The sequence below is a fragment of the Flavobacterium sp. FlaQc-52 genome, assembly GCF_044007495.1.
Lineage (GTDB): Bacteria > Bacteroidota > Bacteroidia > Flavobacteriales > Flavobacteriaceae > Flavobacterium > Flavobacterium cupriresistens.
Map to the genome: position 1 here is coordinate 359,752 of NZ_JBIPCV010000002.1, position 24,720 is coordinate 384,471.

Here is a 24,720-nt window from a genome sequence, read left to right on the forward strand (position 1 = left end):
GTAGAGCGAAAGATAGTAAAGGTGTTTCTAAATACAAAATAAATCGTTTGTTTATGCACTATTTTTCGATGAAAACCTTATTTATTGTTCTGTTTTAGGGATGTGATATTCTTTTTTTTGTTTCGTTTTCTGAAATAAATTCAAAATTTGACCCCATACCATTTTTGGAAAAATGCTATTAATTGATTATTTCGTTTTCTATTGAGGATTTTATTTTAAGAAATCTGAAATTTTGTAGTCAAAGATCTTTGTCAGAATAAGATTAGAAGACCAACCTCCAAACCATAGTTGTATGTTTTATTTCCTCCAAAAGCCACACTCGGATGGATGTAGGCTAGGTTAGTCGGTGTGATTTTTCGGCCAAATTCTAAAAAAGCATTATTTTGAAAGCCTTCTAAAATACTATTGTACCGAAAAGCAACATCGGCAGCAATCCAGTTTTTGCCAAAAAAATGAAATAGTACATTTTCATAAGCAATGACACTAATGTCACTTCGTTCACTGGAACCGGCAAAACTCGCCTGATATTCTAAGGATGTGATCCAAAGGAATTTTTTATCGCTCATATATTTACCATAAAAAACGGCCGGCATCACAACCCATTTGCCCGATCCGAAGCTGGGATCTGCGGCAGAATTGGCATATACTCTTGCTCTGAGAGCAATGCCGTTTTGTCTCTCCATAAAAGGAATATAACTAACTCCCATACCAACATCTCCAATACCGCTTTTATTTATCGAATTGGTATTGGCTGATATTAAAGGAAGGTCAAACCGTAAATTCCAAGCTTTGTCTCCAATCGGAACTAAAGCACGTACTTGTGTAGTATTAAAAGAACCATTGTCGGTATCTAAATACTCATTAAAAAGTAATATGGTTTTTAGAAAATAATGATAACGGGGTTCCGAAAAAGGGCTTTTGGACTCAACTGTTCCTTGAGCATTTGTAGCCGTGGCAATTAAAAAAAATAGAATAAGTAATGATTTATTCATAACTACCTGTTAACGAGTAGTCTAATGTACGAAAATTACTTTAACATTTTATGGACGGCCGGTTTTTTATTTATTCCAGATTTTCCAAGCTTTTTCGGCTTGAAAAATAAGCATGTCGTAGCCATTTTTTATAACAGCACCTCGTTCTTTTGCATTTTTTAGAAATTGAGTTTCCTCCGGATTGTAAATTAAATCATAAGCGATATGCTTATTGGTGAAATACTCATACGGCAGGTCAGGGCAGGCTTCAATATTAGGGCTTGTGCCTACCGGAGTACAATTGATGATAATTTGATAATTGTCAAAAGTAGTGGCGTTGATTAAATCGTAATCAATGATGTTGTCTTTGGCTTCTCTCGAAACAAAAGTATAAAGAATATCAAGCTCATCAAGAGCAAAAGCAACCCCTTTTGAGGCACCACCGGTACCTAAAATGAGTGCTTTTTTGTGATGGGGTTGTAATAGTGGCTTTAATGATTTTTTAAAACCATAGTAGTCCGTATTGTATCCTTTTAATTTACCGCTTTTGGTAAATTTTATGGTATTAACAGCGCCTATTAAAGCCGCTTTTTTTGAAAGTTTATCTAAAAAGGGAATGACTTGCTCTTTGTATGGAATCGTAACATTTAATCCTTTTAAATCCGGATTGTTTTTAACTAATCCGGTGAAGTGATTGATTTCTGAAATGTCAAAATTTTCGTAGCTGTTGCCGGTAAAAACTTCATTGCTAAATTTTTCAGTAAAATATCCTTTCGAAAAAGAGTAGCTAATGTTACGGCCCAGTAAGCCAAAACGTCTTTTTAAAGTGTCAATCATTATTGCTTTCTGTGTTTTTCAATATAATTTTTAACCATTTTTTTGGTCCAGACTACCGGAAACAAATCTTCGATTAAGATGTAATTGTCAAAGTTTAAACGTAATCCGTTGCTTAAATGAAATTTAGCTTTTGTATTGTCCTGAATCATAAAATACAATCCCGCAAGACGATATTCAACTTCATTTTCTTCAGGGAAGTATTCCGACGCCTGTAATAAGGTTTGGATGGCGCTTTCAAATTCACCTAAAAACTGAAGAATATCAACCCAGAATAACCAGGTTTCTAAGGCGTAATCGCCAAATTCTACTGCTTTTCTATACCCAAACTCAGCCTCTTCAAAGAAGTTCATTTGTTTGTTTATCGTTGCGTAACGTTTCCAGTACAAACGATTTTGATTGTCAATAGCCAATGCTTTATTGACAAAGAATAAGGCTTTCTGGAAGTTTTTTTGACGAACATAAAAATCAGTAATCGCAATCCATCCTTTGTCTAAAAGTGGATCTTCATGTACGGTCTGATTGTAATATTGTAATGCTTTGGCTGAATTGCCCAGTTTTTCATGACATTTTCCGATACGCAACAAAGCATACGAGGTAGCATCGTCTAATTCGATGGTACGGTTGTAGCTTTCGATGGCTTTGCTGTAGTCTTTCAGGCGTTCGTAAGCTTTCGCTTTTTCCATAAAGGCACCTAAGAACTCATCGTCTATGATGGTTGCATAATCAAAGGCACGAATGGCATTTTCATATTCTTTAACACCATAGTGCAAGCGACCTAACTGATGCCAGGCAATCTCACTGTACGGGTTTTTGTTGATATAGTCGTTCAGATATACAATGGCGTCCTGATTTTGATCTAAAAATTCAAAACAATACACCACATTGTATAAAGCAGACTGATCTTCTAAATCTTCTTCAAGACATTTAATAAAACTGTCTTTTGCCATCTCAAGGTTATCCATAAACAGATATTCCATTCCGATCAAGTTGTACACGTCAGCATAATCGTCTGTATATTGCAGCGCAATTTTAAGCAATTCTACCGCTTTTTCGTGTTGGTCTCTCTTAGAACAAATATTGGCTTTCTGGATATAAATTTCCTCGTTGTTAGGTTCAATTGCATACAACTCATTCAAAAGCTTTTCAGCGATGTCGAGTTTGTCATCGTAAACCAGCATTTCTACTTGTACTAGTTTTAAGCCCGTAGATTTTGGGTGCTGATCTAATGCGAGTTTTAAGGCTTTTTTTGCTAAATTAGCCTTACCTATGTCTAAATAATGAAGAATAATTTCTTCAAATTCTTCAGAATCAAAAAAGAGTACTTTGTTAGTTTTTAACATCGACTCAAATTTGGATAGGGATAGGTTATAATCTTCTTCTTCGTTGCTTAATTGCATACTTTGTTTATTTGAAATTAGCCTGTTATAAAATTAGGCAACCATATTTTGTTGTGAGGAAAGGGGATTAATTGTTTTGAACAATTTAATTAACAATATGGACAGAATTCGTGTTCTGTTTTTTTAGGTGGTATTCTTTTTTCTTGTAAAAGAATACAGCATTATTATTCTAAAATTTAATACTAATCCGGAGTATTTACCCCTGATTAATTTTCTTGTTCCTTTTTCATTATTTCATCCATAACATTCAAGATAATGGCACAACCTTCTTTTATTTCCTCTTCAGAAATCGTTAATGGCGGTGTTATTCGTATCGCGCATCCTTCAAACAGCAACCAGAATAAAATGAGCCCTTTGTCCTGACAATTCAAAATAACTTCGTTGGTTATTTCGGCAGTTTCAGTCATGGCGGCAAGCATCAATCCTTTTCCTCTAACTTCCTTTATCAAAGGATGTACCAAAAGCGATCTGAAGAGTTTTTCTTTCTCTAACGCCTCTTGCATGAGGTTTGTTTCAGTTAATTCCTGCAAAGTTGCCAGACAGGCTGACGCAATGACAGGATGACCTCCAAAGGTGGTGATGTGTCCTAATTTCGGATTTTCCGTTAAAAGATCCATTTTTTCTGCCGATGCCGTGAAAGCGCCTACAGGCATTCCGCCACCCATTCCTTTACCCATAACCACAATATCCGGAACGACATCGTAGTTTTGAAAACCAAACAGTTTTCCGGTTCTTCCAAATCCGGGTTGGATTTCATCCACAATCATCATGGCTCCAACTTCATCACAGCGTTTGCGTACTTTTTGAAGGAAATTATCATGGGGTTGGATGAATCCTGCACCTCCCTGAATGGTTTCTAAAAGAATAGCGGCCGTTCGCGTAGTAATTTTTTGTAAATCTTCTTCGTTATTGAATGTAATAAAATCTACATCAGGCAACAGCGGACGAAAAGCTTGTTTGCGTTCCTCAAAGCCCATAACACTCATGGAGCCCATCGTATTACCATGATACGCATTATGACACGAAATAAGCTGACTGCGACCTGTTGTTCTTTTAGCCAATTTAAGCGCTCCTTCAATCGCTTCTGTACCTGAATTGACCAAATAAGTTTTGTTCAGGGATTCGGGAAGGAGTGAAGCTAATAATTTGCAATATTCTACCGCAGGACTTTGCGAATATTCGCCATAAACCATCACATGCGAATATTTATCTAACTGGTCTTTTATAGCCTGATTGACTCTCGGATGCTGATGACCAAGCGTGCAGGCAGAAACTCCGGCCACAAAGTCTAAATATTTTTTATTGTTGGTATCGTATATGTAGGAACCAATGGCATGCGAAACCTCCATTCCTAAAGGATAAGGGGATGTTTGTGCCTGGTATTTTATAAAATCGGGATTCATTTCTTTTTTAGGTGCTAAGTTGCTGAGATTCTGGTTTTTTTGTTTCGGGTTTCAAGTTTCAGGTTGCTGAAAACTGCTACTGCGACTGAAAACTATTTCTTGAGTTTCAAGTTTCAGGTTGCTGGAAACTGCGACTGCGACTGAAAGCTACTTCTTGAGTTTCAAGTTTCAGGTTGCTGAAAACTGCTACTGCGACTGAAAACTACTTCTTGAGTTTCAGGTTTCAAGTTTCAGGTTGCCGAAAACTGCGACTGAGACTGAAAACTGCGACTGAAAACTATTTTTTCTCCTTGGTCTTCTCCTTACTCTTTTGTTTAACAGTTGGCTTCTTTTTATCGTAATCTAATGTGTCTTTCATGATTTTCATGGGAACATTTTCTTTTGCATCATCTTCTTTTCCTTCTTTGACTAATTTATCGTTGAGTTCATTCTCTTCGGGGGTAAAAATATCGTCTTTAGATTTTATTCGTTCATCGCCTCGCCAGACTAGACCTCGCAGTTTTCGGGCATTTTCGGGCAGATCAGCTTCGGGGTAGATATCGCCATCTACTTTGTTGAAAAAAGTGATGGTTTCGAGCGCATTGTTTTCTAAAATCATGTTGATTTTACTACTCACGTTTTTATTGATACCGATAAGTTCATGGGCATCATTCCGCATATAATAAATTACTTCCGTGTTTTTTATGACATCGACATCATGTAGTTTTCCATCCCGAAATTTACCAAATAAATTGATACCCTTGACCTGATTGTAACCCGTTCCTAGAGTATCCCGTGAGACCATAAAGGTATTGTTGAGCACTTTTAAAGAATCGATTTTTCGAGTTGTATTATTTCCGATAAGGTGCATGATGTCTCCTGTAATCTGACTTTCGCCATTCCAAAGAATCGGATTTCCGATTAGTTTTGTTAATGCACTTTTAGAGTTGGAATGAATCGAATCGCATTTTCCGCTCATATCGGTTTTGTAAAAACGTGCATTGTTATAAGCCCTAAGGATTCGCTCGCCTTCTTTACCGGTAACCATCAGTTTTTTTCCGTGAATATAAACGGAATCATTGTCTACAAAGTTAACCGCAACGGCTCTTTTGGTAACAAACATCGAATCTTTCAGTTTAAAGACTTCTGCATAATGTCCTTTTACGATTCCGCGATTGATAGAATCCGTAATTTTCACATTCCGCGTTGCAGAAGCAAATTCAGTATTCCGATTGTAGAATAAACTATCGCCCTCTATGCGCCGATCATCGTATTTTATATAGGATTTTCGCAGTAAATGTGCCAGATTTTTCTTGGTGTCATAAAAACCATTTTCTGTATAGATATAGTTGGTTTTACTGGTAATCGTCGACGGACCAAATAAGTAACTGTGTCCTGAGTTACTGTAATAATCCAGGTGATTTGATTTGATTACGTATTTCGGGTTGGTAAGCGTAACGGCCGTTAAAAACTTAAACTTTTTCTCGGTCACATAATACCTGCCTGATTTACTAACCAAAGTATTGTCTTTGTTGATGATAGTTCCTTTTGTGTTGTAAAAAACTTCCTGAACATTTCGGTCAAAATTGATTGTATCCGTTTGCAAAGTGGCATCCGGAGAAGTCATTACAGCATTTCCGGTTGCAAAAGCTTTTTTCATATTACCATTGTACTCGGCATATTTACTGTTTAGAAACAAGGTGTCACCCTGTACTAATTGTACATTTCCGAAAGCTTTCAGATAGTTTTCTTTTTGAAAAAAGTAAGCCTTGTTGCAAGTTAGTACTACACCATCATGATTGACCTTCACATTTCCGGTTAACAAAAGCGCGTCCGGCATTAATACCTGATCGACATCAGAAAAATCAGCATTCTCGACAATGATTTTTTTGGGTGTTTGTGCAAAGATGCTTTGAACACTTAAAAGAAGCAAACAATAAGATATGAAAAGGAGTGATTTCTTCAATGGTTTAAATTTTTGTCAAATTTATGAAAAAGGTTACAACCTTTAAGGATATTAGGATTAATTTATAATTCATAAATTTCATTATAGGTTAAGCGAATTTTAAAAGTTTAAATTATGAACAAAAACCGCTACTCTCTCGTTGTAGTTTGTCTTTTTGAATTGGAAACAGTATAAATTGATTTAAGTTTTCTTCGGGTTTTAAAAATTAGTTTAAATTTAATAAATGGTTTCTAAATTATCGATTTAATCTCTCGGTTTAGAAAAGAATCAGTTTATAAAATCAATATGATAAGTAAAAGAATTTTTGTTGCAGGAATGGCTGTAACGATGCTGTTTTCGGCATGTAAAACAAAAGATTTGAAAATGAACAGAGACAAAGAGGAAGTTGCTGCAGCTAAGAAAATTGTCGTGTATCAGGTTTTTACACGTTTATTCGGAAATAAAAACACCACTAATAAACCATGGGGCACCATTGAAGAAAATGGGGTTGGAAAGTTTGATGATTTTACAGATAAAGCATTGCATGAAATTAAAGATTTAGGGGTGACTTATATTTGGTATACCGGAGTTCCACATCATGCTTTGGTTCGTGATTATACAGCTTATGGAATTTCAAACGATGATCCGGAAGTGGTAAAAGGAAGAGCAGGTTCTCCTTATGCAGTAAAAGATTATTATAATGTGAATCCTGATTTAGCGGTAAATCCTGCCAATCGTTTACAGGAATTTGAAGCTTTGATTGCGCGAACCCATAAAGCGGGATTGAAAGTCATTATTGATATAGTGCCCAATCATATTGCCAGAAAGTATGAAGGAAAAAGCAACCCGGAAGGGGTTCGGGATTTTGGCGCTGATGATAACGTAACGGTTGAATACAGTAAAAATAATAACTTCTATTATATTCCGAATCAACATTTTCAGATTCCTGATGGCGATATTCCGCTTAATGGAGAAAAAAACCTTCTCGTTGATGGTATTTTTGATGAAAACCCGGCAAAATGGACGGGTAATGGCTCCCGTAAAATAAAACCGGATCAAAACGACTGGTACGAAACCGTAAAAGTAAATTATGGAATTCGTCCGGATGGTACAAAGGATTTTCCGGAACTTCCGGCTGGTTTTGATCAAAAAAACTATCAGGAACATTTTGCCTTTTGGCAGGATAAAGACGTGCCGGATTCCTGGAAGAAATTTAAATCGATTGCTTTGTATTGGACAGCTAAAGGGGTTGATGGTTTTCGTTATGATATGGCCGAAATGGTTCCTTATGAATTTTGGAGTTATATGAATTCGGCAATCAAAATGAAAAACCCAAAAGCCTTTTTATTGGCCGAAGTTTATAATCCGAATGAATACCGCAATTATATCCGTTTGGGGAAAATGGACTATTTGTATGATAAAGTAGAAACATACGATAAGCTAAAAGATATTATTCGTGGAAAATCTTCAACAGATGGTTTGTCTGAAATTCAAACCAGAATGTCGGATATCGAACATCATATGTTGCATTTTTTAGACAATCATGATGAACAGCGCTTGGCAAGTCCTGAATTTGCAGGAACTCCGGAAAAAGGTAAACCATTGATGGTTGTTTCTACTACAATCAGCACATCGCCAACGATGGTGTATTTTGGACAGGAGGTAGGAGAGGCTGGGAATGAAAACGCCGGTTTCGGTACCCGTTCCCGAACTTCAATTTTTGATTATATCGGCGTTCCAAATCATCAGCGTTGGATGAATGAGGGGAAATTTGATGGTGGTCAGCTTTCAGAGTCGGAGAAGAATCTTCGTGATTTTTATAAACGTTTATTGAATTTTTCGATTAACAGTCCGGCTTTGATGGGAAGTTTTCAGGAAATTCATTCTGTAAATCGTCAGAATACAGGTTATACCGATCTGATTTATTCCTATGTGCGTTGGTCCGAAAACCAGAAGTTGATTGTTGTGGCTAATTTTTCTTCGGAAAAGACAAGCGAATTCGAATTAAAGGTTCCTGCTGATGTTATTTCTAAATGGAAATTAAAGGATGGTTCTTACGTGCTTTTGGATCAGTTGTATTTGCAGAGTAAAATTTATTTTACAGTAAAGAATGGTGAAGGCGTTGCACGAGTTAAAATTGGGCCTTCTGAGTCGTTTATTTATGAAGTGAAGTAACTTTTTTAACCGCAAGGATCGCAAAGGAGTTACGCTAGGTTCGCTATGGTGTTTTTTCTTAGACTTTATAAAAAATAGATAAAATCAGTTAGCGCATTTTGCCATAAAGCTATTGAAGCTTATAAAAAAACAGTTTTGGTTTTCGGTTTAAAGTTGAAAATAGATTCATTTACAATTTGATATTTTTTTATCACGCAGATTTAGCAGATTTTTTTTGTTACCGCGCAAAGTTAAAATAGCTACTGTTGTTTTGTTAGCAGTAAATAAATCAGCTCAATCTGCAAAATCTGCGTGCTAGAAAAAACCACAAAGCGATAAGTAAAACTTGCGTTCTTTGCGCAAAGACTTTGCGCCCCTTGCGGTTAAACTTCCTAACCTTAAAAGTTTATAAGGATAAAAAAAAATAGGCTGTCTCTTAATGTAGAAACAGCCTGTTTTTTTATGTTTTATACTTTTCTGACTTTCTTTAAAGCCTCAATATAATTTTCGTTTACTTTTTCCCAATTTATGTGTTGATAAAAAGCATCAATATAGGTTCCTTTTCGGTTTTGATAATCGAGATAATAAGCATGCTCCCAAAGATCAATTCCCATAATGGGTGTTCCGGGGATCAAAGCATTTTTCATTAGCGGATTGTCCTGATTATCGGTCGTTGTGACTTGTAATTTTCCTAATTTGTCCACTACCAGCCAAACCCAGCCCGAACCAAATTGTTTTGTTGCCTGACTTTTAAATTGGTGTGTAAGATTATTAAACGAACCAAATTCTTTATTAATTGAACCTGCAAGCGTATCTTTTGGAGTTTGCTCTTTTGGTGTCAGAATATTAAAATAAAGCGTGTGATTGTAATACCCACCAGCATTTTGACGAAGTTTGGCATTGTTGAGATCTAATTTTTTCAGTATATCTTCAATCGTCATATTCTCATATTCGGTAGAAACAATTTCTTTATTTAAAGTATTCGTATACGATAAATAATGTTTGGAATAATGTGTTTCTAAAGTAAGTGATCGTATGGCAGGAGCTAAACCGTCATAAGGAAAAGAAAGTTTGGTTAAAGCAAAAGAACCTGCTTCAGCTTTTACATCATCGGGGGTTCCTATGAGTATTTTTTCTTCTTTTGTTGGTAAAGGAACTTCTACAACTTCGGTTAGCTTATTGTCCTGACAAGAAAATAATGCTAAGAATGAAGTTAAAATACTGAAACGAACAATGTTTTTCTTCATAATAAAAATTATTTTGCTGTTAGTGAATTAATGATTTCGATATAATTTTCTTTAGCCTCATCTCTTGATAAATGGCTTATTTGCATCCATGCATTTGTTTTGAAAGCGTCTCTTAAATCAAAATTTTCAGATTGATTGTAAACGGCTGTTCCAAAAGTGGCTTGTTTGTAATAGGCATATAGCCTTAGTTGCACATCTTGCGGCAACGCGGCTTGTGTCATTTTTAATGCATTTTCTACAGCCTCAGAGAAACGTGTATCTAAATCTTTTATCGTCATTTAAGCTTTTGTAGCAATAATGGTTTTTCCTCCAATTGCTTTTTGGTTTAATTCCACATTAATTGGAGTACCTAAAGGTAAAAATAAATCTACTCTCGAACCAAATTTAATAAAACCTGCATCAGTTCCCTGAATAACCTGCATTCCTTCTTCGGCATAATTCACAATTCGACGCGCCAAAGCACCTGCAATTTGTCTGTATAATACCTGTCCGAAAGTATCATTTTCGATAACAACGGTAGTTCTTTCGTTTTCTTCGCTTGCTTTTGGATGCCATGCAACTAAAAACTTTCCAGGGTGGTATTTACTGAATTTGATAATACCGTTCATTGCGTAGCGCGTAACGTGCACGTTTATTGGTGACATAAAAATAGAAACCTGAAGACGTTTGTCTTTAAAGAATTCACCTTCGTAAACTTCTTCAATTACCACAACTTTTCCATCAACTGGAGCAAGAATGTGATCACTGTTTAAAACGGCGATTCTTTTTGGGTTTCTAAAAAATTGCAGAATAATAATCAAAATTAACAAAGCTGCTATTTGAACAAGCATTCTTAGCCAATTGATATCGATAAATTTTTCAGCAATTAAAAGTACGGCAACAGTAAAAACTGTACCTAATAAGATTGATGGGGCTCCTTCTTTATGAAACATAATATAAAATTTGGTAAAATAAAAATATAAATGGTGCAACAAATATAACACTATCCAGGCGATCTAAGATGCCTCCGTGTCCCGGCATTATCGAACCGCTGTCTTTTACACCGGCGATTCTCTTAAATTTAGACTCGATCAAATCACCGATCGTTCCAAAAACACTTACTATTAAAGCAATAATCGTCCATATTAAAATGGATTTATTACTAAAAGCCGGACTAGGCTGAATGTAAAGTTTTGAAATTAAAAAACCGGCAAAAGCAGCGAATACAACACCTCCCAAGAATCCTTCTATGGTCTTTTTTGGAGAAACACGCTCAAAAAGTTTGTGTTTTCCCATCGATTTTCCAACCAGATAAGCAAAAGTATCATTGGTCCAAATCAGAACGAATAGTCCAATAATAATTTTCGGATTGTAATCGTTGGTTCCAAAAGAAATTTTGACAATAAAAAGAAAGGGTAGTGTAATATATCCCAGTAGGTAGAGATATTTTGAGGAAATGCTTACTTTTTGAACAGAGTCATAAAATAAGAATATAATACATTTAACTGATATCACTACTGTAACAGCAAGAAGTATCAGATTTAATTGTTGAATGTTGGTTTCTAAATCGAGGTTTGTTTGAAACAATTCATCCAGATAAGCAGTTGTCTGTTTGTTGTAATGACTTAGGAGTACAATAACAGCATATAACAAAACTCCGAATAGAATGGCGAAGATTTTATTAAGGCTTACCAAGTTGCAAAACTCGTAAATTGTAATGATCAGGAAAATACCAAAAAGGATAATAAAGCTTTCAGTAGAAAACAAGATCGAACTTAATAGTAAAGCAATATAAACAGCACCGGAAATGGCTCGCTTGAGTGTTTCGTTCATCTTAAAGATCCTCTAAGAGCAATAAATATAGATTTTTCGCAACACTTCCGTATTGTGTAAAATCTTCTTCTTTTGCTTTTTCGAAATATTTTATTGTGGTAATATTAGTTGGATAATCCCTTTCGTATTTGTGTTTAATAGCACTTAGACCATCGCTTTTTATAGCCAGGATCTGACTTGTAGTTGCTATTATGACAATGTTAGCAGGTAATTCGTTTGGTTTGTCTTGTCTGATTTGTTTGGATGAAAACAAGATCGAACCTTCATCGGCAATCAGGTTTTCGCAAGAGGCAAGTAAAAATTTAGGATTTCTAGGAGAGATGTAAAGTAATTTATTCTCTTCTAAGAGGCTAAATAACCCCGGTTCATAACATAAAACTTCGTTTTCGAACCAGTCGTTTTCTTCCAGAATATTTTCAAACTGTTCAGCAACTTCTTGTTTGTTTTCACAATACAAAAATTTACCGCCATTCTTCTTAAAATTAAAAATGAACCTCTCGTCAATTGACAAATGACTATCAGGACTTGCCGCACTTCCTCCATATTCGCTTTCATGTTCTTCATCAGAAGCGGAGTCACCGGAACCAAATATTTTTTTGAAAAAATTCATTTTATATGAAATACTTTACATGTTAATTGAAAACGTTCAAAGATAAAAAAATCTTAATTCAAAAGGCTATTTTGAATTAAGATTTTAAAAAATATTAAATATTTCTGTATAATTTACGAAACTACTTCTTCAAGATTTTTATCAAAAGTACGTTTTCCGAAAATTGTTTCTAAGTCATCTTTGAAAATAACTTCTTTTTCAATTAAGATATCAGCAAGCTGATTTAATTTGTCTTTGTTTTCTTCCAGAATTTGAATGGCTCTTTTGTACTGACCTTCAATTAATTCTGAAATTTCAGCATCGATAATCTTTGCTGTCTCGTCAGAATAAGGTTTCGAGAAGTTGTATTCGCTTTGTCCGCTTGAGTCGTAATACGTAACATTTCCGATTTTATCATTCAAACCGTAAATCGTTACCATAGCACGAGCTTGGCGCGTTACTTTTTCCAAGTCACTTAATGCTCCGGTTGAAATTCTGTCAAAAGTTACTTTTTCAGCAGCTCTTCCACCCATAGTAGCACACATTTCGTCTAACATTTGATCTGTTCTAACGATTTGTCTTTCTTCCGGAAGGTACCAAGCAGCTCCTAAACTTTGTCCACGTGGCACAATAGTTACTTTAATAAGTGGTGCAGCATGTTCTAACATCCAGCTTACCGTTGCATGACCCGCTTCGTGAATCGCAATTGCTCTTTTCTCTTCTGGAGTAATGATTTTGTTTTTCTTTTCAAGACCTCCGATGATTCTGTCAACAGCATCAAGGAAATCTTGTTTGTCTACTGCAGTTTTGTTGTTACGCGCCGCAATCAAAGCAGCTTCGTTACAAACATTTGCAATATCAGCACCTGAGAAACCAGGAGTTTGTTTGGCTAAGAAATCTAAATCAAGACCTTCTACTTTTTTGATAGGAGCTAAATGTACTGCAAAGATTTCAGCTCTTTCGCGAATGTCCGGTAAGTCAACAAAAATTTGTCTGTCAAAACGACCAGCACGCATTAAGGCTTTATCAAGAACATCAGCTCTGTTGGTTGCAGCCAAAACGATTACGTTAGAGTTTGTGCCAAAACCATCCATTTCTGTAAGTAATTGGTTCAAAGTATTTTCTCTTTCGTCATTTCCGCCTGACATATTGCTTTTTCCTCTTGCTCTACCAACTGCATCAATTTCATCGATGAAGATAATAGCAGGAGATTTTTCTTTTGCTTGTTTAAACAAATCACGTACACGTGAAGCACCAACACCAACAAACATTTCTACAAAATCAGAACCTGATAAAGAGAAGAAAGGTACTTGAGCTTCACCCGCAACTGCTTTTGCAAGTAAGGTTTTACCAGTTCCCGGAGGTCCTACCAATAAGGCTCCTTTTGGAATTTTACCTCCAAGATTGGTGTATTTTTCTGGGTTTTTCAGGAATTCTACAATTTCTTGTATTTCTTCTTTTGCACCTTCTAAACCGGCAACATCTTTAAATGTTGTTTTGATATCTGTTTTTTCATCAAACAGTTTTGCTTTCGATTTTCCAATGTTGAAAATTTGTCCTCCACCGCCACCGGCACCGCCTGACATTTTACGCATAATGAAAATCCAAACACCAATAATAATGATGATAGGAAGTAAGCTGATCAGGATATCGCTCCAGTTGTTTTTTTGCAAGAAATTAAAATCTTTCAGTTTGCCTTCGCCAACTGCTTTCTCTAATTTCGTTTGAAAAATCTGGTCGTTACCAATTTCTAAAGTATAATGAGGACCTTTGTTTGGTCTTTCAAAAATATCTTTTGCTACTTTTTTATTCGCTGCATCTTTTAGTGCTGCTGTTGTAAGGTATACTTCAGCTTCCGCTTTGTTGTATACATTTACTTTCTCAATTTGTCCTTTTTCTAATAAAGAGTTGAATTTAGAAGAGGTCAATTGAGCGGGTTCGCTTAAGCTAGATCCTCCGGTTGCAAAACTTATAAATAAAAAAACCAGAAGTATTGCAGTATATATTAACCAGGGACTTATTTTAAATTTACTCGGATTTGGATTATTATCTTTAGCCATTAGAAAAAATTTTCTTTAGTATTTGTTTTCGATTGTAGTTATTTTGGCATCACCCCAAAGGCTCTCGATATTATAGTATTCACGGATGTGTTTTTGGAAAACATGTACCACGATATGAACATAGTCCATCAGAACCCATTCTGCGTTATCGGTTCCTTCTACGTGCCAAGGTTTATCTTTTAAATCTTTGGATACTGTTTTCTGAATTGAGTTTACAATGGCGTTAACTTGAGTGTTAGAGCTTCCGTTGCAAATTACAAAATAGTCACAAACAGCCGTGTCTATTTCTCTTAAGTCAAGAATATCGATATCATTCCCTTTTACTTCTTCAATTCCTTTGATTATGTTCGCTAATAGAACGTCATTATTAATAGTCTTTTTCGCCATGAATTATTTTATATGATTTTGTAAAGTTACCAATTTTTGTCATTAATTTTGAACCTTAACAAAATATTAAATTAAGTATAAATAAATTATTTAAATGAAACTAATCAAACTCGATGCCATAGATTCTACAAACGATTTTCTTAAGGCATTGGCGAGCCAGGAAGAGCTTGATAATTTTACAGTGGTAACGGCTGAAAATCAGATAAAAGGCAAGGGGCAAATGGGCTCCAAATGGCAGTCTGAATCCGGTAAAAACTTAATTATGAGTGCCTTGGTAAAGGATTTTTTGTTTGATAATGAACAGGTTTTTAATTTAAGTATAGTAGTTTCATTAGCCGTAATTGAAACTTTAAAATCGTTGGATATTTCTGATTTAAGTATAAAATGGCCAAACGACATTATGTCATACAACAAGAAGATTGGTGGCATACTAATAGAAAATACTCTCAAAAGTGATGGCAGGATCGTGTCAGTTGTTGGATTAGGACTGAATGTTAATCAAACAAATTTCGCCGAATTGCCTAATGCTTCCTCTTTATCGGTGATTTCCGGAAGAACTTTTGATAAGGATGTTTTACCTTTTTTAATCACAGAAAAAATAGAACAGAAAATTGAGGCATGGAAAACCAATTCTGAAGTTTTCTGGGACGAATACTTTAATTCTTTGTTTAGAAAGGGGATTCCAATGCCCTTTAAAAATCTCCAGAATCAAAACTTCATGGGAATTATTCAAGGGGTTTCTCCTGTTGGAAAAATACAAATAATGCTTGAGGACGACTCTGTGAAAGAGTTTGAGATTAAGGAGATTCAGATGCTTTATTAGGGAGGCGCTAAGGTTCTGAGTTGCTGAGTTTTTGGTTGTGAAAGGCTCAGAGGGAAGAACTGAAATTGAAAGATTTTAATTGTTTGATAGAAATAAATCCGCTAAATCTGCGTGCTTAAAAAAAAACTCATGACTTTTATACAAGATTTAAAAGAAATATTTAAATCTGTTCAATCTGCGTGCTGACATTCTTTTTTGGTTCAATTTTTCTATTCCAGTAGATAATATAGATTGTTCCCAGAATGGAGGGTGTTATCCAGGCTATTAAATTACCAATACCCAATCCGGCGACGATATAGGCCGTAATAGAGGCGATTAAAGCTCCAATCATCTTTCCGATATGTTTTGAAAGCCAGTTTCTATTGGTTTCTGAAAAGTTTTTATAGAAAATAAAATCTTTTACGGTCATGTAAAATCCAAATCCACCAAAAAAAGTAAACAGGATTCCGTTTGCAATGTTATTCAATTGACAATAAACGCCTAACGAAATCATTAGTACTGAAAAGAATAACATCGTTCCTGAGATTATTTTGTCTAATCTATCTGCTTTTGATTTATGTTTAAAAGTCAAAGCTCTGTTTCCCGAAATAACAAGATAGATGGTAAACAATCCAATTAGAAATAAAAATATATTTTGATGCTTTGGCATCCAGCAAATCGGCAACGAAATAAGGGAGCTGGCAATCATACCAATTGAGAACAGTTTTCCCGTTCTTTTATGCAGTTTTCCGCCTTTTTTGACCATAATACTCCCTATTCCGGTAATTAGTCCAAGTCCTCCAAAAAAAGCATGAATGTAAATTAAAATTTTAATAGCTGGTTCCATTTTGATGTGTTTTAGTTTGATGTGTTTTAGTTTGATGAGCCAAACTTCGATCAATAATGCGGAGCGGAATAATTTATAGTTCTGAGTTGTGGTTTTTTGAGGATGAATTGGTTTTTTTGAGGTTCTGAGGCGCTGAGATGCTGAGTTGCTAAGTTTTTAGGGAGCAAAGGTTCAGATGGGAAGAGCTCAAATTTGGGGTTTTAATTTTGTTATAGATGTAAATCTGCTAAATCTGCCAAATCTGCGAGCGAAAACAAGACAATAAAAAAGTCCGATCGTAAAATCGGACTTTTAAATTATGTGGGCTAATTTACAATTAAAGCTTTGTCATATTAGTAGCCAAAGTTTCAATGAATTTGCTAATTGGTCCTTTGATCATCATGGCCATCATTGCATTAAATTCACCTTCGAATTGCAATTGTACAGCACTTTCTGAGTCAGAAATACTATCAATGTTAGAAACCAATGTAAACGGAAGTTTATCACTAGCAGCGCCCAAGACAATCTTGTTTGGAGCTGTTTTTTCTTTCATTTTTAGTTTTATTTCCGGCATACCTTTTAATCCAAAAATAAAAGCATCTTCGCCAATTACTTCAAATTTAGCAATGTTATCCGGCATTAATTTTTCAAAATTCCTAACATCAGTCAATAAATCAAATAGATCTTGCGCTGATTTCTGAACAGTAACTTTTGGACTTTCTAAGTTCATATTTTATTTTTTATTTAAGCTAAGTTGGTTGTTTAACCGCAAAGTTCGCAAGTTTTGTTCTATTGTAAAACGTTATAAACGCAAAGTTCGCAAAGGTTTTATGTTTAAGTTGTAGAATCAAGACCAAGAATCTAAAATCTGCAATCTAAAATCTACAATTACTCTTGTCTCCAAGTTGACGGACTCACATTCCATTCTTTTAATGCAGCCATATCATCCTCAGAGATGTATTGTTTTTGTACCGCCAAATCCAATAAGTTCTCGTAATTGCTTAGCGTATACAAATCGATATTAGCATTTTTAAAGTTTTCTTCGGCAACATTAAAGCCATAAGTAAAGGCTGCTGCCATTCCTTTAATGATAGCGCCTTCATTGCGTAAAGCTTCAACAGCCATCAAACTACTGTTTCCGGTACTGATTAAATCTTCTACGACAACTACACTCTGACCTTTTTGCAGGAATCCTTCTACTTGATTCTGTCTTCCGTGTTTTTTTGCTTCCGGACGGACATATACGAAAGGTAGTCCAAGGCTTTCGGCCACTAAAATACCAATTCCTATTGCCCCGGTTGCAACACCGGCAATGACATCTGGTTTACCAAATTGTTTTTCTATATTTTTCGCAAACTCATCACGAATGAAATTTCGGATGGCTGGAAATGAAAGAATTAACCTATTATCGCAGTAAATAGGTGACTTCCATCCAGAAGCCCATGTAAAAGGATTTTCTGGATTCAATTTAATTGCATTTATTTGCAAAAGCAATTCGGCTGTTTTTTCGGCTGTATCTTTATTAAAAATCATAGTACAAATGTATAAAGTTTTTGTGAACGACAAACCACTTTTTTTGACAAATGAAATCTCGAGAGAGACCAATTTTCAATTATTTCTGTTAGAGAGCATTGATATTGAACAGCTTATTGTCAAAATTTTTCAGAATAAAATTCAAAAAGCGTATTTGTACCATCCTGATGAAAAGGAGATATTGAAGACGCTGAAGGCTAAAATTCCTGTAAACAAAGCCGGCGGAGGATTAGTTTATAATAAAAAAGGGGAAGTTTTATTTATTTTCAGAAACGGAAAGTGGGATCTGCCAAAAGGCGGAATCGAAAAAGGAGAGGAAATAGAGAACACTGCCATGCGCGAAGTCGAAGAAGAGACTGGCGTAGGAAAATTAAGAATCACGAACAAGCTTCAGAAAACCTATCACGTTTTTAAACGTAACGGAAAATACAAACTCAAAATCACACACTGGTTCGAAATGCATTCCGATTTTGAAGGAACACCGCACGGACAACTGGAAGAAGGTATTGAAAAGGTCGCCTGGTTAAATCCTGAACAAATTAAAGAAGCTTTGAAGAATTCGTATGAAAACATCAAGCTGTTATTTGAAGAAGAAATTCAGTTCCAATAACTGCTGGTGTAAATTCCAAATCTTTAAAATTCCAAATTCCAATTTTACGTTGAACTTTTAAATTCAATTGGAATTTGGAATTTTTTTAGGTTGTTTCAAGTTTCAGGTTTCAGGTTTTGTGAAAACTGTAACTGGGACTGAAAACTATTTCTTAGATTTTTGAGTCTTTTTATCGTCGCTAGCGCGAGCGTCCCGCTCGTGAGCGCAAAGAGAATCAAACTACGGAAGAAAGTAAGAAATGGCAACGGGCACGAGCGGGACGCTCGCGCTAGCTAAAAAAAAGAACTAGCTATTTTCGTTTCTCAAATGTCTAATATAATTATCAAGTAAACTCTGAATTTGCTGACTAGCAACAGGATTGGCAGAATGTACATTAAATTTTAGGTTTATTAAATCAAGACCGGATTCATAAACCAGCCATTTTGCAGCAGCATAACCATCTTCGGCAATAATACCATTTTCGTCTAATCCCAAATCATTATCAAAACTGATTAGTTCAGGAAGACCGTTTTCGAGTATGGTTTTTTTGAAGTCATTAAAATTTCTTACGATTACAAAATCATCATCAGTTAAATTTTTGTAAACCATTTTTACGGTTCTCAGGTCGTCAAGAAAAAGCTTATATGTCATTATTTAGGATTTGGTTTTGTTGTAATTATGATTGCGCCTCTGTCTCCTTGAGAGCCATATATCACTGTAGCGCTTCTTTTGTTTAAAAATGAAATTTGATATAGGTCCTTTTTTTGGAGCGGTAAGAAAACGGTATCTTTTTCTATATCATATTTAATTGGTATGCCATTAATTATAATAATGGGAGACAAACTAATTTGATTATTTTGTGCTATTTTATGAATAGAATCAGATAAATAATATTTTTGATTGTCAGTGTCTTTAAGTACAAATATTTTGTCTTTTGAACAACCAGAAGATATTATGAAAATAAAAAGTATTAAAATTGACTTCATTAATTTTTGTTTTTTATCCACCTTTACAAAATGCTTTGATTTTATGGTAGTTAAATCTTTAAACATTTTACAAAACCCGATAAACCGGATACTGCAAATGCGCCTTCTCATAATATGCAGAATGTTTGTAAATCCATTCTAATTGTGCTTCAGGATTTTTAGCAAATGTTGTGTCGTTTTGTTTTTTTGTTTCCAGTTCTGCTTTTAATGTGGGATTCTCTTTCAACAATTTTGCAGCAGTATCTTCAAAAACGTATTCGGAATAATGTTCTTTTTGTTGTAGAATAGCGTCAAAGAAATTCCAATTGAAGAACGAATCCACACCTTCTGGTTCAAAAGCTTCCAATAAATATTTTGCACCTTTTTGATTTGTCGGTACCAGGTAATCGCCTTTCGCGAAAGCAACTTTTACGATTTTAGAAGTTATACTTGTATTTCGATGTATATAATGCCCTTCATAAGCGGATGGAGTCGTTTTGAAATCAGCGATTTTATAACTTTCAACCTCAACAATTGTGTCGTTTTTTAGTTGAGAATAAGTGATTCCGTTGTTTTTCAAAAGATCGATTATGTTCCAATAACCACGCGGAATAATATAAGCGGTTGGAATCACAACTTCTTTAACTGATTTAAATTCTTTGATGTATGGAACGTCTTTTTTGTACGGCTTGCTTCGATCATAGTACAAACGGTTTCCGGTTGTAGCATCACTTTTTTTGTACCCCGCTTCATAGCCTAAAAAGGAGAATTTAGTGGTTTTGGTACTGTCCATTTCCCACTTCAAAGTATAGGACTTTTTCGGTAGATATTGCGCTTCGTTTTTTGCTCTAAGCTGTTTGATTTTTAAATAATTATCTTCCATGAAGTCGATTGTGGATTTCATGTATTCGTAGGTTACTTTTACACGATCGGCATACTTTTTAAGCATGTGCGTTTCAACCACAAAACCGATTGTATTAAATAGTGAAGTATAACCCGTAGTATACCTCGGACTGTCTGTAAACTGGCCAAAACCTTTGTCCGGTGTATCTTTAAAAGAATCTACATAAGGGGTTGTTTCGATTTTTTTATTTTGTAAATCTTTCACTAAAGCCGGCATCATTTCGGTATTCATAAAATCACCCAAAACGGTTCCCAGTTTATTGTGTTGCGTCATAATATACGTTAGCTTGTATTGATAATCTGATCCGTTACTTACGTGATTGTCAATAAAAACATCAGGATTTGTTTTCTGGAAAATTTCGACAAAACTTTTGGTATTTCGAGTGTCGGACTTTATTAAATCCCTATTTAAGTCATAGTTTCGGGCATTTCCGCGGAAACCATAAATTTCCGGACCATCCTGATTGGCTCTTGTTGTTGAGTTTCTGTTTAAAGAGCCCCCAATATTATATACCGGAATCGTTACAATTACCGTGTTTTTTGGCGCTTTGATTTTTCCTAAAGCCAAATCTCTGAACAATTGCATGGTGGCGTCAATTCCGTCCGGTTCTCCGGCGTGGATTCCGTTGTTGACAAGAAGAACAGCTTTGTTTTTTTGAATGGCATTAAAATCAAATGCCGCATCCGGATTGAAACTAATCATGTGTAAAGGATATCCCGAGTCTGTCAACCCCATTTCCTGCATTTGAACCGTTGGAAAATCTTGGGACAAAAGAGTGTAGTACTTTATAGTTTCATGATAATCGGCCGCTTGATTTCCATTGCCTTTTTCGAAAAAAGTATCGTATTTTTTGGTGTTTTGCGCGAAAATTGTAAGGGTGAAAAGTAAAATGGGAATTGTGAAAAGTCTCATGATTTGGGTTTTTAATAGGAGTCAAATATAATTATTTGTTGTAAATGTTTTTAATGCTTTTGTAGTTATCAGGAATGTTTCTTTAAAATTTAATTTTCCGAAAGTGAATCTGGACTAGTAGTTTGTTTTAAAACTGTGCCACTTGTGTAGTCCAAACTTAAAGTAGTTTTGAAAACGCAATACTGCAATAAACAAAATTTCAAAAATTATGGAAACTAAAGAACAATTTTCATCGAAAGATTTTCACCAAACTTTTGCCCGACCAACATTTGTGAAACCGGAAAAATTAATTCACAGAAATGTAGAAGATGCCGGAGTACACAATCAATTTTCTACCGAAAGAAAACACCCGGTTTTTTTCGTTGATCTTCCCAGTAAAAATGTAAGCATGACTATCGGTGGTTTGTTACCCGATCAAATGACAAACAGACACAGACATACTTATGAAACCGTATTGTATGTCATAGAAGGGCATGGTTACACAGAAGTTGAAGACGAAAGGGTAGAGTGGAAGGCCGGAGATGCCGTTTATATTCCGAGTTGGGCATGGCACAGGCATAAGAATCTGAGTAGTGAAGCGTCTGCAAAATATATCGCTTGTGAGAACGCACCACAGCTTCAAAATTTGGGTGTTGCCTTGAGAGAGGAGGAGGGAAGAGATCTTTAACAAACTAAAAAAATACAAATGAAAAATAACTTATTTAAAGGCATTATAGCCTATCCGATTACTCCTTTTGACAAAGAAGAGAAAGTAGATATTACGTTGTATAAAAAACTATTAGAGCGATTGCTTGTTTCAGGTTCACACGGAGTTGCGCCATTAGGCAGCACGGGTGTAATGCCTTATTTGACAGACGAAGAGAAAGAAGCCGTTACCGAGGCAACCATAGAGCAAGTCAAAGGCAGGGTTCCGGTTTTGGTTGGAGTATCAAACTTAACGACCGAAAGAACGATTTATCATGCGAAATTTGCAGAGAAAGCAGGCGCCGATGCGGTCATGATTATTCCGATGAGTTACTGGAAATTATCTGATGATGAGATCGTAAAACATTTTGATACTGTGGCAAAACAAATAACAGTACCAATCATGGCGTACAATAATCCGGCGACAGGAGGAGTAGATATGTCACCGGCCTTGCTTAAAAGGATTCTTGAAATTCCCAATGTTACCATGATAAAAGAAAGTACGGGAGATGTTCAGAGAATGCAATATTTAAAAAGAGAACTGGGAGACGATGTGGCATTTTATAACGGTTCAAATCCGTTGGCATTGGCTGCGTTTGCTGCCGGCGCTACAGGATGGTGTACGGCAGCACCCAATTTGATTCCGAATTTAAATACGGATTTGTATAATGCGATTCAGAATAATGACTTGAATGAAGCTCAGAAGGTGTTTTACAAGCAATTAAATCTTTTGAAGTTTATAGTGAATAAAGGTTTGCCAAGAGCGATAAAAGCCGGCTTGGAGATTCAGGGAATAGATGGAGGTTTTTTGAGGAGTCCTTTGAAGCCATTGACTGAGAGTGAAGTTAAGGAGTTGGGATTGATTTTGGAGGAGGTTTAAAAAGATTCAGGTTTGAAGTTTCATGTTTGAAGTTTCAAGTTTCAGGTTTAAAAGTTTCAGGTTTAAAAGTTTCAAGTTTCATGTTTGAAGTTTGAAGTTTGAAGTTTCAGGTTTGAAATGGGGGTGGATTTGGATGGCGTGTTTAAACGCAAGGTTCGCAAAGGTTTTTCGCAAAGGCGCAATGCTGTGCTTAAGATGTTCTTTGACTTCGCTTGGGGTGATTTTTGACTTGACTCAGAGAAATCTTCGGTTTTAGCCAGGACGCCCTTCGACTTCGCTCAGGACTACATACCGTATGTCAAGCTGAGCGGAGTCGAAGCCTTTTACGGAAAACCTGAAACCTGAAACTTGAAACTTGAAACTTCAAACATGAAACATGAACCTTCAAACTTGAACCTCCAAACCTGAAAAAAAACTTTACCCTCATAAACAACACTATTTTGTTTACTTTTGCAAAATGAATAAAAAACACCATTCCAATAATATACTTTCGAATTTAGGTATTGAGAGCCTGAACGAAATGCAGGAAGTTGCACAAGATGCAATTCTTAACGATAATAATGTTTTACTGCTTTCTCCAACGGGATCGGGAAAAACACTGGCTTTTTTATTGCCGGTTTTAGAATTATTGCAGCCTGAAGTGCTTTCGGTTCAATGTTTGATTTTGGTTCCTTCTCGTGAATTAGGATTACAGATCGAACAGGTTTGGAAGAAAATGGGGACTGATTATAAGGTAAATATCTGTTATGGAGGTCACTCGATTGACACTGAAATTAAAAATTTAAGTAATCCACCGGCTGTTTTAATCGGAACTCCGGGGAGAATTGCAGACCATATAGAAAGAGGAACTTTCCGAATGGATAAAATTCAGACTTTAATTTTGGATGAATTTGATAAGTCATTGCAATTGGGTTTTCATGAGCAAATGTCTTTTATCATTGGCAAGCTAACGAAATTAAACAAACGTGTTTTGGTATCGGCTACTTCAGATATTGAGATTCCGAGATATACCCGCGTGGTTAATCCGACCGTTTTAGATTTTATTCCGGAGGAAGAAGAAAAAGACAATCTTTCGATGAAGATGGTGGTTTCTCCTGCGAAAGATAAATTAGGGAGTTTATTCAATCTAATTTGTTCTTTAAAATCGCAATCGGCTATTGTTTTCTGTAATCATCGTGATGCCGCTGAACGTATTAGTGATACATTAAATGAAAAAGGAATTTATTCGGTGTATTATCATGGCGGAATGGATCAGGATGAGCGTGAACGTGCTTTGATTCAGTTCAGAAACGGAAGTGTGAGTTATCTGATTACAACAGATTTGGCTGCCCGTGGTTTGGATATTCCGGAAATGAAACACGTTATACATTATCATTTACCTTTAAAAGAAGACGAATTTACGCATAGAAACGGTCGTACGGCACGTATGCAGGCTTCGGGTACGGCTTATATACTCATTCACGAAAGTGAAAAAAAATTAGATTACATCGATTACGGAATGGATGTTTTGAATGTTGAAAATACAACAACACTACCAAAACCACCTGAATTTCAAACAATCTACATTAGCGGAGGAAAGAAAACAAAACTGAATAAAATTGATATTGTGGGGTTCTTTTCGCAAAAAGGAAAACTGGAAAAAGGCGATTTAGGATTGATTGAAGTAAAAGATTTTATTTCTTTCGCAGCAGTAAAATATAACAAAGTAACAGAGCTCCTTAAGAATATTAAAGAGGAGAAAATGAAAGGGAAGAAATTTAAAATTGAAGTGGCCAGAAAGGTAGTTAAGAAAGAAGAAGAGCGATAGTTTTTTTGAATTTGAAGAACTTTTTGTAAAGCTTTAT

At 35.5% G+C, this 24,720-nt stretch carries 24 protein-coding genes; 6 read left to right on the forward strand and 18 right to left on the reverse strand.

Translation table 11 applies throughout. The annotated features are described in order from the left end of the window. Nucleotides 1-251: 251 nt before the first annotated feature. The 5 genes from ACHRV5_RS05295 to ACHRV5_RS05315 form a co-directional block, all read right to left on the reverse strand. Nucleotides 252-992, reverse strand: coding sequence for a lipid A phosphoethanolamine transferase (locus ACHRV5_RS05295; protein WP_395426024.1), 741 nt, complete (start codon nt 990-992; stop codon nt 252-254). A 66-nt stretch (nt 993-1,058) separates the two neighbouring features. Further along, on the reverse strand, nt 1,059-1,808 hold the full coding sequence (locus ACHRV5_RS05300) for a shikimate dehydrogenase family protein (RefSeq protein WP_395426025.1): 750 nt from the start codon (nt 1,806-1,808) through the stop codon (nt 1,059-1,061). Beyond that, nucleotides 1,808-3,205 (reverse strand): tetratricopeptide repeat protein, encoded by a 1,398-nt coding sequence (locus ACHRV5_RS05305; RefSeq protein ID WP_047776073.1) that lies wholly within the window; start codon nt 3,203-3,205, stop codon nt 1,808-1,810. Before ACHRV5_RS05305 ends, ACHRV5_RS05300 begins: the two co-directional genes overlap by 1 nt. Nucleotides 3,206-3,411: 206 nt before the next feature. After that, nucleotides 3,412-4,608: an aspartate aminotransferase family protein gene (locus tag ACHRV5_RS05310; protein ID WP_047776072.1), complete on the reverse strand. Its 1,197-nt coding sequence runs from the start codon at nt 4,606-4,608 to the stop codon at nt 3,412-3,414. A 277-nt stretch (nt 4,609-4,885) separates the two neighbouring features. Then, nucleotides 4,886-6,553, reverse strand: a complete 1,668-nt coding sequence (locus ACHRV5_RS05315; RefSeq protein WP_395426026.1) for an OstA-like protein — start codon at nt 6,551-6,553, stop codon at nt 4,886-4,888. Nucleotides 6,554-6,838: 285 nt separating this feature from the next. Between ACHRV5_RS05315 and ACHRV5_RS05320 the strand changes: the two genes are divergently transcribed. Further along, nucleotides 6,839-8,707: an alpha-amylase family glycosyl hydrolase gene (locus ACHRV5_RS05320; protein WP_395426027.1), complete on the forward strand. Its 1,869-nt coding sequence runs from the start codon at nt 6,839-6,841 to the stop codon at nt 8,705-8,707. 446 nt (nt 8,708-9,153) lie between these two features. Here the strand turns inward: ACHRV5_RS05320 and ACHRV5_RS05325 are convergent, their stop codons facing one another. The 7 genes from ACHRV5_RS05325 to rsfS all read right to left on the reverse strand — a co-directional run bounded on the left by ACHRV5_RS05325 (nt 9,154) and on the right by rsfS (nt 14,781). Further along, a complete protein-coding gene (locus ACHRV5_RS05325) occupies nt 9,154-9,933 on the reverse strand; it encodes a superoxide dismutase (protein WP_047776067.1) in 780 nt (259 codons plus the stop codon). A gap of 8 nt (nt 9,934-9,941) precedes the next feature. After that, on the reverse strand, nt 9,942-10,211 hold the full coding sequence (locus ACHRV5_RS05330) for an acyl-CoA-binding protein (RefSeq protein ID WP_047776065.1): 270 nt from the start codon (nt 10,209-10,211) through the stop codon (nt 9,942-9,944). Then, on the reverse strand, nt 10,212-10,865 hold the full coding sequence (locus ACHRV5_RS05335) for a phosphatidylserine decarboxylase family protein (protein WP_047776063.1): 654 nt from the start codon (nt 10,863-10,865) through the stop codon (nt 10,212-10,214). It lies immediately after the preceding gene. Further along, nucleotides 10,855-11,745: a phosphatidate cytidylyltransferase gene (locus ACHRV5_RS05340; RefSeq protein WP_047776060.1), complete on the reverse strand. Its 891-nt coding sequence runs from the start codon at nt 11,743-11,745 to the stop codon at nt 10,855-10,857. The genes ACHRV5_RS05335 and ACHRV5_RS05340 overlap by 11 nt, the downstream gene beginning before the upstream one ends. A gap of 1 nt (nt 11,746) precedes the next feature. Next, nucleotides 11,747-12,355, reverse strand: a complete 609-nt coding sequence (locus tag ACHRV5_RS05345) for a lactate utilization protein B/C (RefSeq protein WP_047776058.1) — start codon at nt 12,353-12,355, stop codon at nt 11,747-11,749. Between the two features lie 113 nt (nt 12,356-12,468). After that, a complete protein-coding gene (ftsH, locus tag ACHRV5_RS05350; RefSeq protein WP_395426028.1) occupies nt 12,469-14,394 on the reverse strand; it encodes an ATP-dependent zinc metalloprotease FtsH in 1,926 nt (641 codons plus the stop codon). A 15-nt stretch (nt 14,395-14,409) separates the two neighbouring features. Further along, nucleotides 14,410-14,781: a ribosome silencing factor gene (rsfS, locus tag ACHRV5_RS05355; protein WP_007809313.1), complete on the reverse strand. Its 372-nt coding sequence runs from the start codon at nt 14,779-14,781 to the stop codon at nt 14,410-14,412. Between the two features lie 94 nt (nt 14,782-14,875). Here rsfS and ACHRV5_RS05360 point away from each other — a divergent pair, with 94 nt between their 5' ends. Then, entirely contained in the window at nt 14,876-15,604 is a 729-nt protein-coding gene (locus ACHRV5_RS05360; RefSeq protein ID WP_395426029.1) for a biotin--[acetyl-CoA-carboxylase] ligase, read from the forward strand. Nucleotides 15,605-15,764: 160 nt separating this feature from the next. Here ACHRV5_RS05360 and ACHRV5_RS05365 read toward each other — a convergent pair whose 3' ends face one another. The 3 genes from ACHRV5_RS05365 to pyrE form a co-directional block, all read right to left on the reverse strand. Further along, entirely contained in the window at nt 15,765-16,430 is a 666-nt protein-coding gene (locus ACHRV5_RS05365) for a hypothetical protein (RefSeq protein ID WP_395426030.1), read from the reverse strand. Between the two features lie 316 nt (nt 16,431-16,746). Next, nucleotides 16,747-17,139, reverse strand: a complete 393-nt coding sequence (locus ACHRV5_RS05370) for a hypothetical protein (protein ID WP_047776047.1) — start codon at nt 17,137-17,139, stop codon at nt 16,747-16,749. A gap of 158 nt (nt 17,140-17,297) precedes the next feature. Next, complete coding sequence (gene pyrE, locus ACHRV5_RS05375) at nt 17,298-17,942, reverse strand: orotate phosphoribosyltransferase (protein WP_047776045.1); 645 nt, start codon at nt 17,940-17,942, stop codon at nt 17,298-17,300. Nucleotides 17,943-17,949: 7 nt separating this feature from the next. On the opposite strand from pyrE, the gene ACHRV5_RS05380 reads away from it, so the two are divergent. Continuing rightward, on the forward strand, nt 17,950-18,552 hold the full coding sequence (locus ACHRV5_RS05380; protein WP_395426032.1) for an NUDIX hydrolase: 603 nt from the start codon (nt 17,950-17,952) through the stop codon (nt 18,550-18,552). A gap of 285 nt (nt 18,553-18,837) precedes the next feature. Here the strand turns inward: ACHRV5_RS05380 and ACHRV5_RS05385 are convergent, their stop codons facing one another. Genes ACHRV5_RS05385 through ACHRV5_RS05395 form a run of 3 tightly spaced genes read right to left on the reverse strand, consistent with a single transcriptional unit; the run spans nt 18,838 to nt 21,312 of the window. Then, on the reverse strand, nt 18,838-19,182 hold the full coding sequence (locus ACHRV5_RS05385) for a cyclic-phosphate processing receiver domain-containing protein (protein ID WP_395426033.1): 345 nt from the start codon (nt 19,180-19,182) through the stop codon (nt 18,838-18,840). Further along, the gene (locus ACHRV5_RS05390; protein WP_395426034.1) at nt 19,182-19,583 is read right to left on the reverse strand and encodes a hypothetical protein; all 402 of its coding nucleotides are present in this window, start codon (nt 19,581-19,583) and stop codon (nt 19,182-19,184) included. The genes ACHRV5_RS05385 and ACHRV5_RS05390 overlap by 1 nt, the downstream gene beginning before the upstream one ends. 1 nt (nt 19,584) lies before the next feature. Then, entirely contained in the window at nt 19,585-21,312 is a 1,728-nt protein-coding gene (locus ACHRV5_RS05395; protein WP_395426035.1) for a M14 family metallopeptidase, read from the reverse strand. A gap of 208 nt (nt 21,313-21,520) precedes the next feature. Between ACHRV5_RS05395 and ACHRV5_RS05400 the strand changes: the two genes are divergently transcribed. The 3 genes from ACHRV5_RS05400 (at nt 21,521) to ACHRV5_RS05410 (ending at nt 24,683) form a co-directional block, all read left to right on the forward strand. Continuing rightward, the gene (locus ACHRV5_RS05400; RefSeq protein WP_047775967.1) at nt 21,521-21,979 is read left to right on the forward strand and encodes a cupin domain-containing protein; all 459 of its coding nucleotides are present in this window, start codon (nt 21,521-21,523) and stop codon (nt 21,977-21,979) included. A gap of 18 nt (nt 21,980-21,997) precedes the next feature. Next, the gene (locus ACHRV5_RS05405) at nt 21,998-22,876 is read left to right on the forward strand and encodes a dihydrodipicolinate synthase family protein (protein WP_395426036.1); all 879 of its coding nucleotides are present in this window, start codon (nt 21,998-22,000) and stop codon (nt 22,874-22,876) included. A 457-nt stretch (nt 22,877-23,333) separates the two neighbouring features. After that, nucleotides 23,334-24,683 carry a DEAD/DEAH box helicase gene (locus ACHRV5_RS05410; RefSeq protein ID WP_395426037.1) on the forward strand — a complete coding sequence of 450 codons (1,350 nt, stop codon included), beginning with the start codon at nt 23,334-23,336 and terminating at the stop codon, nt 24,681-24,683. Nucleotides 24,684-24,720: the final 37 nt, after the last annotated feature.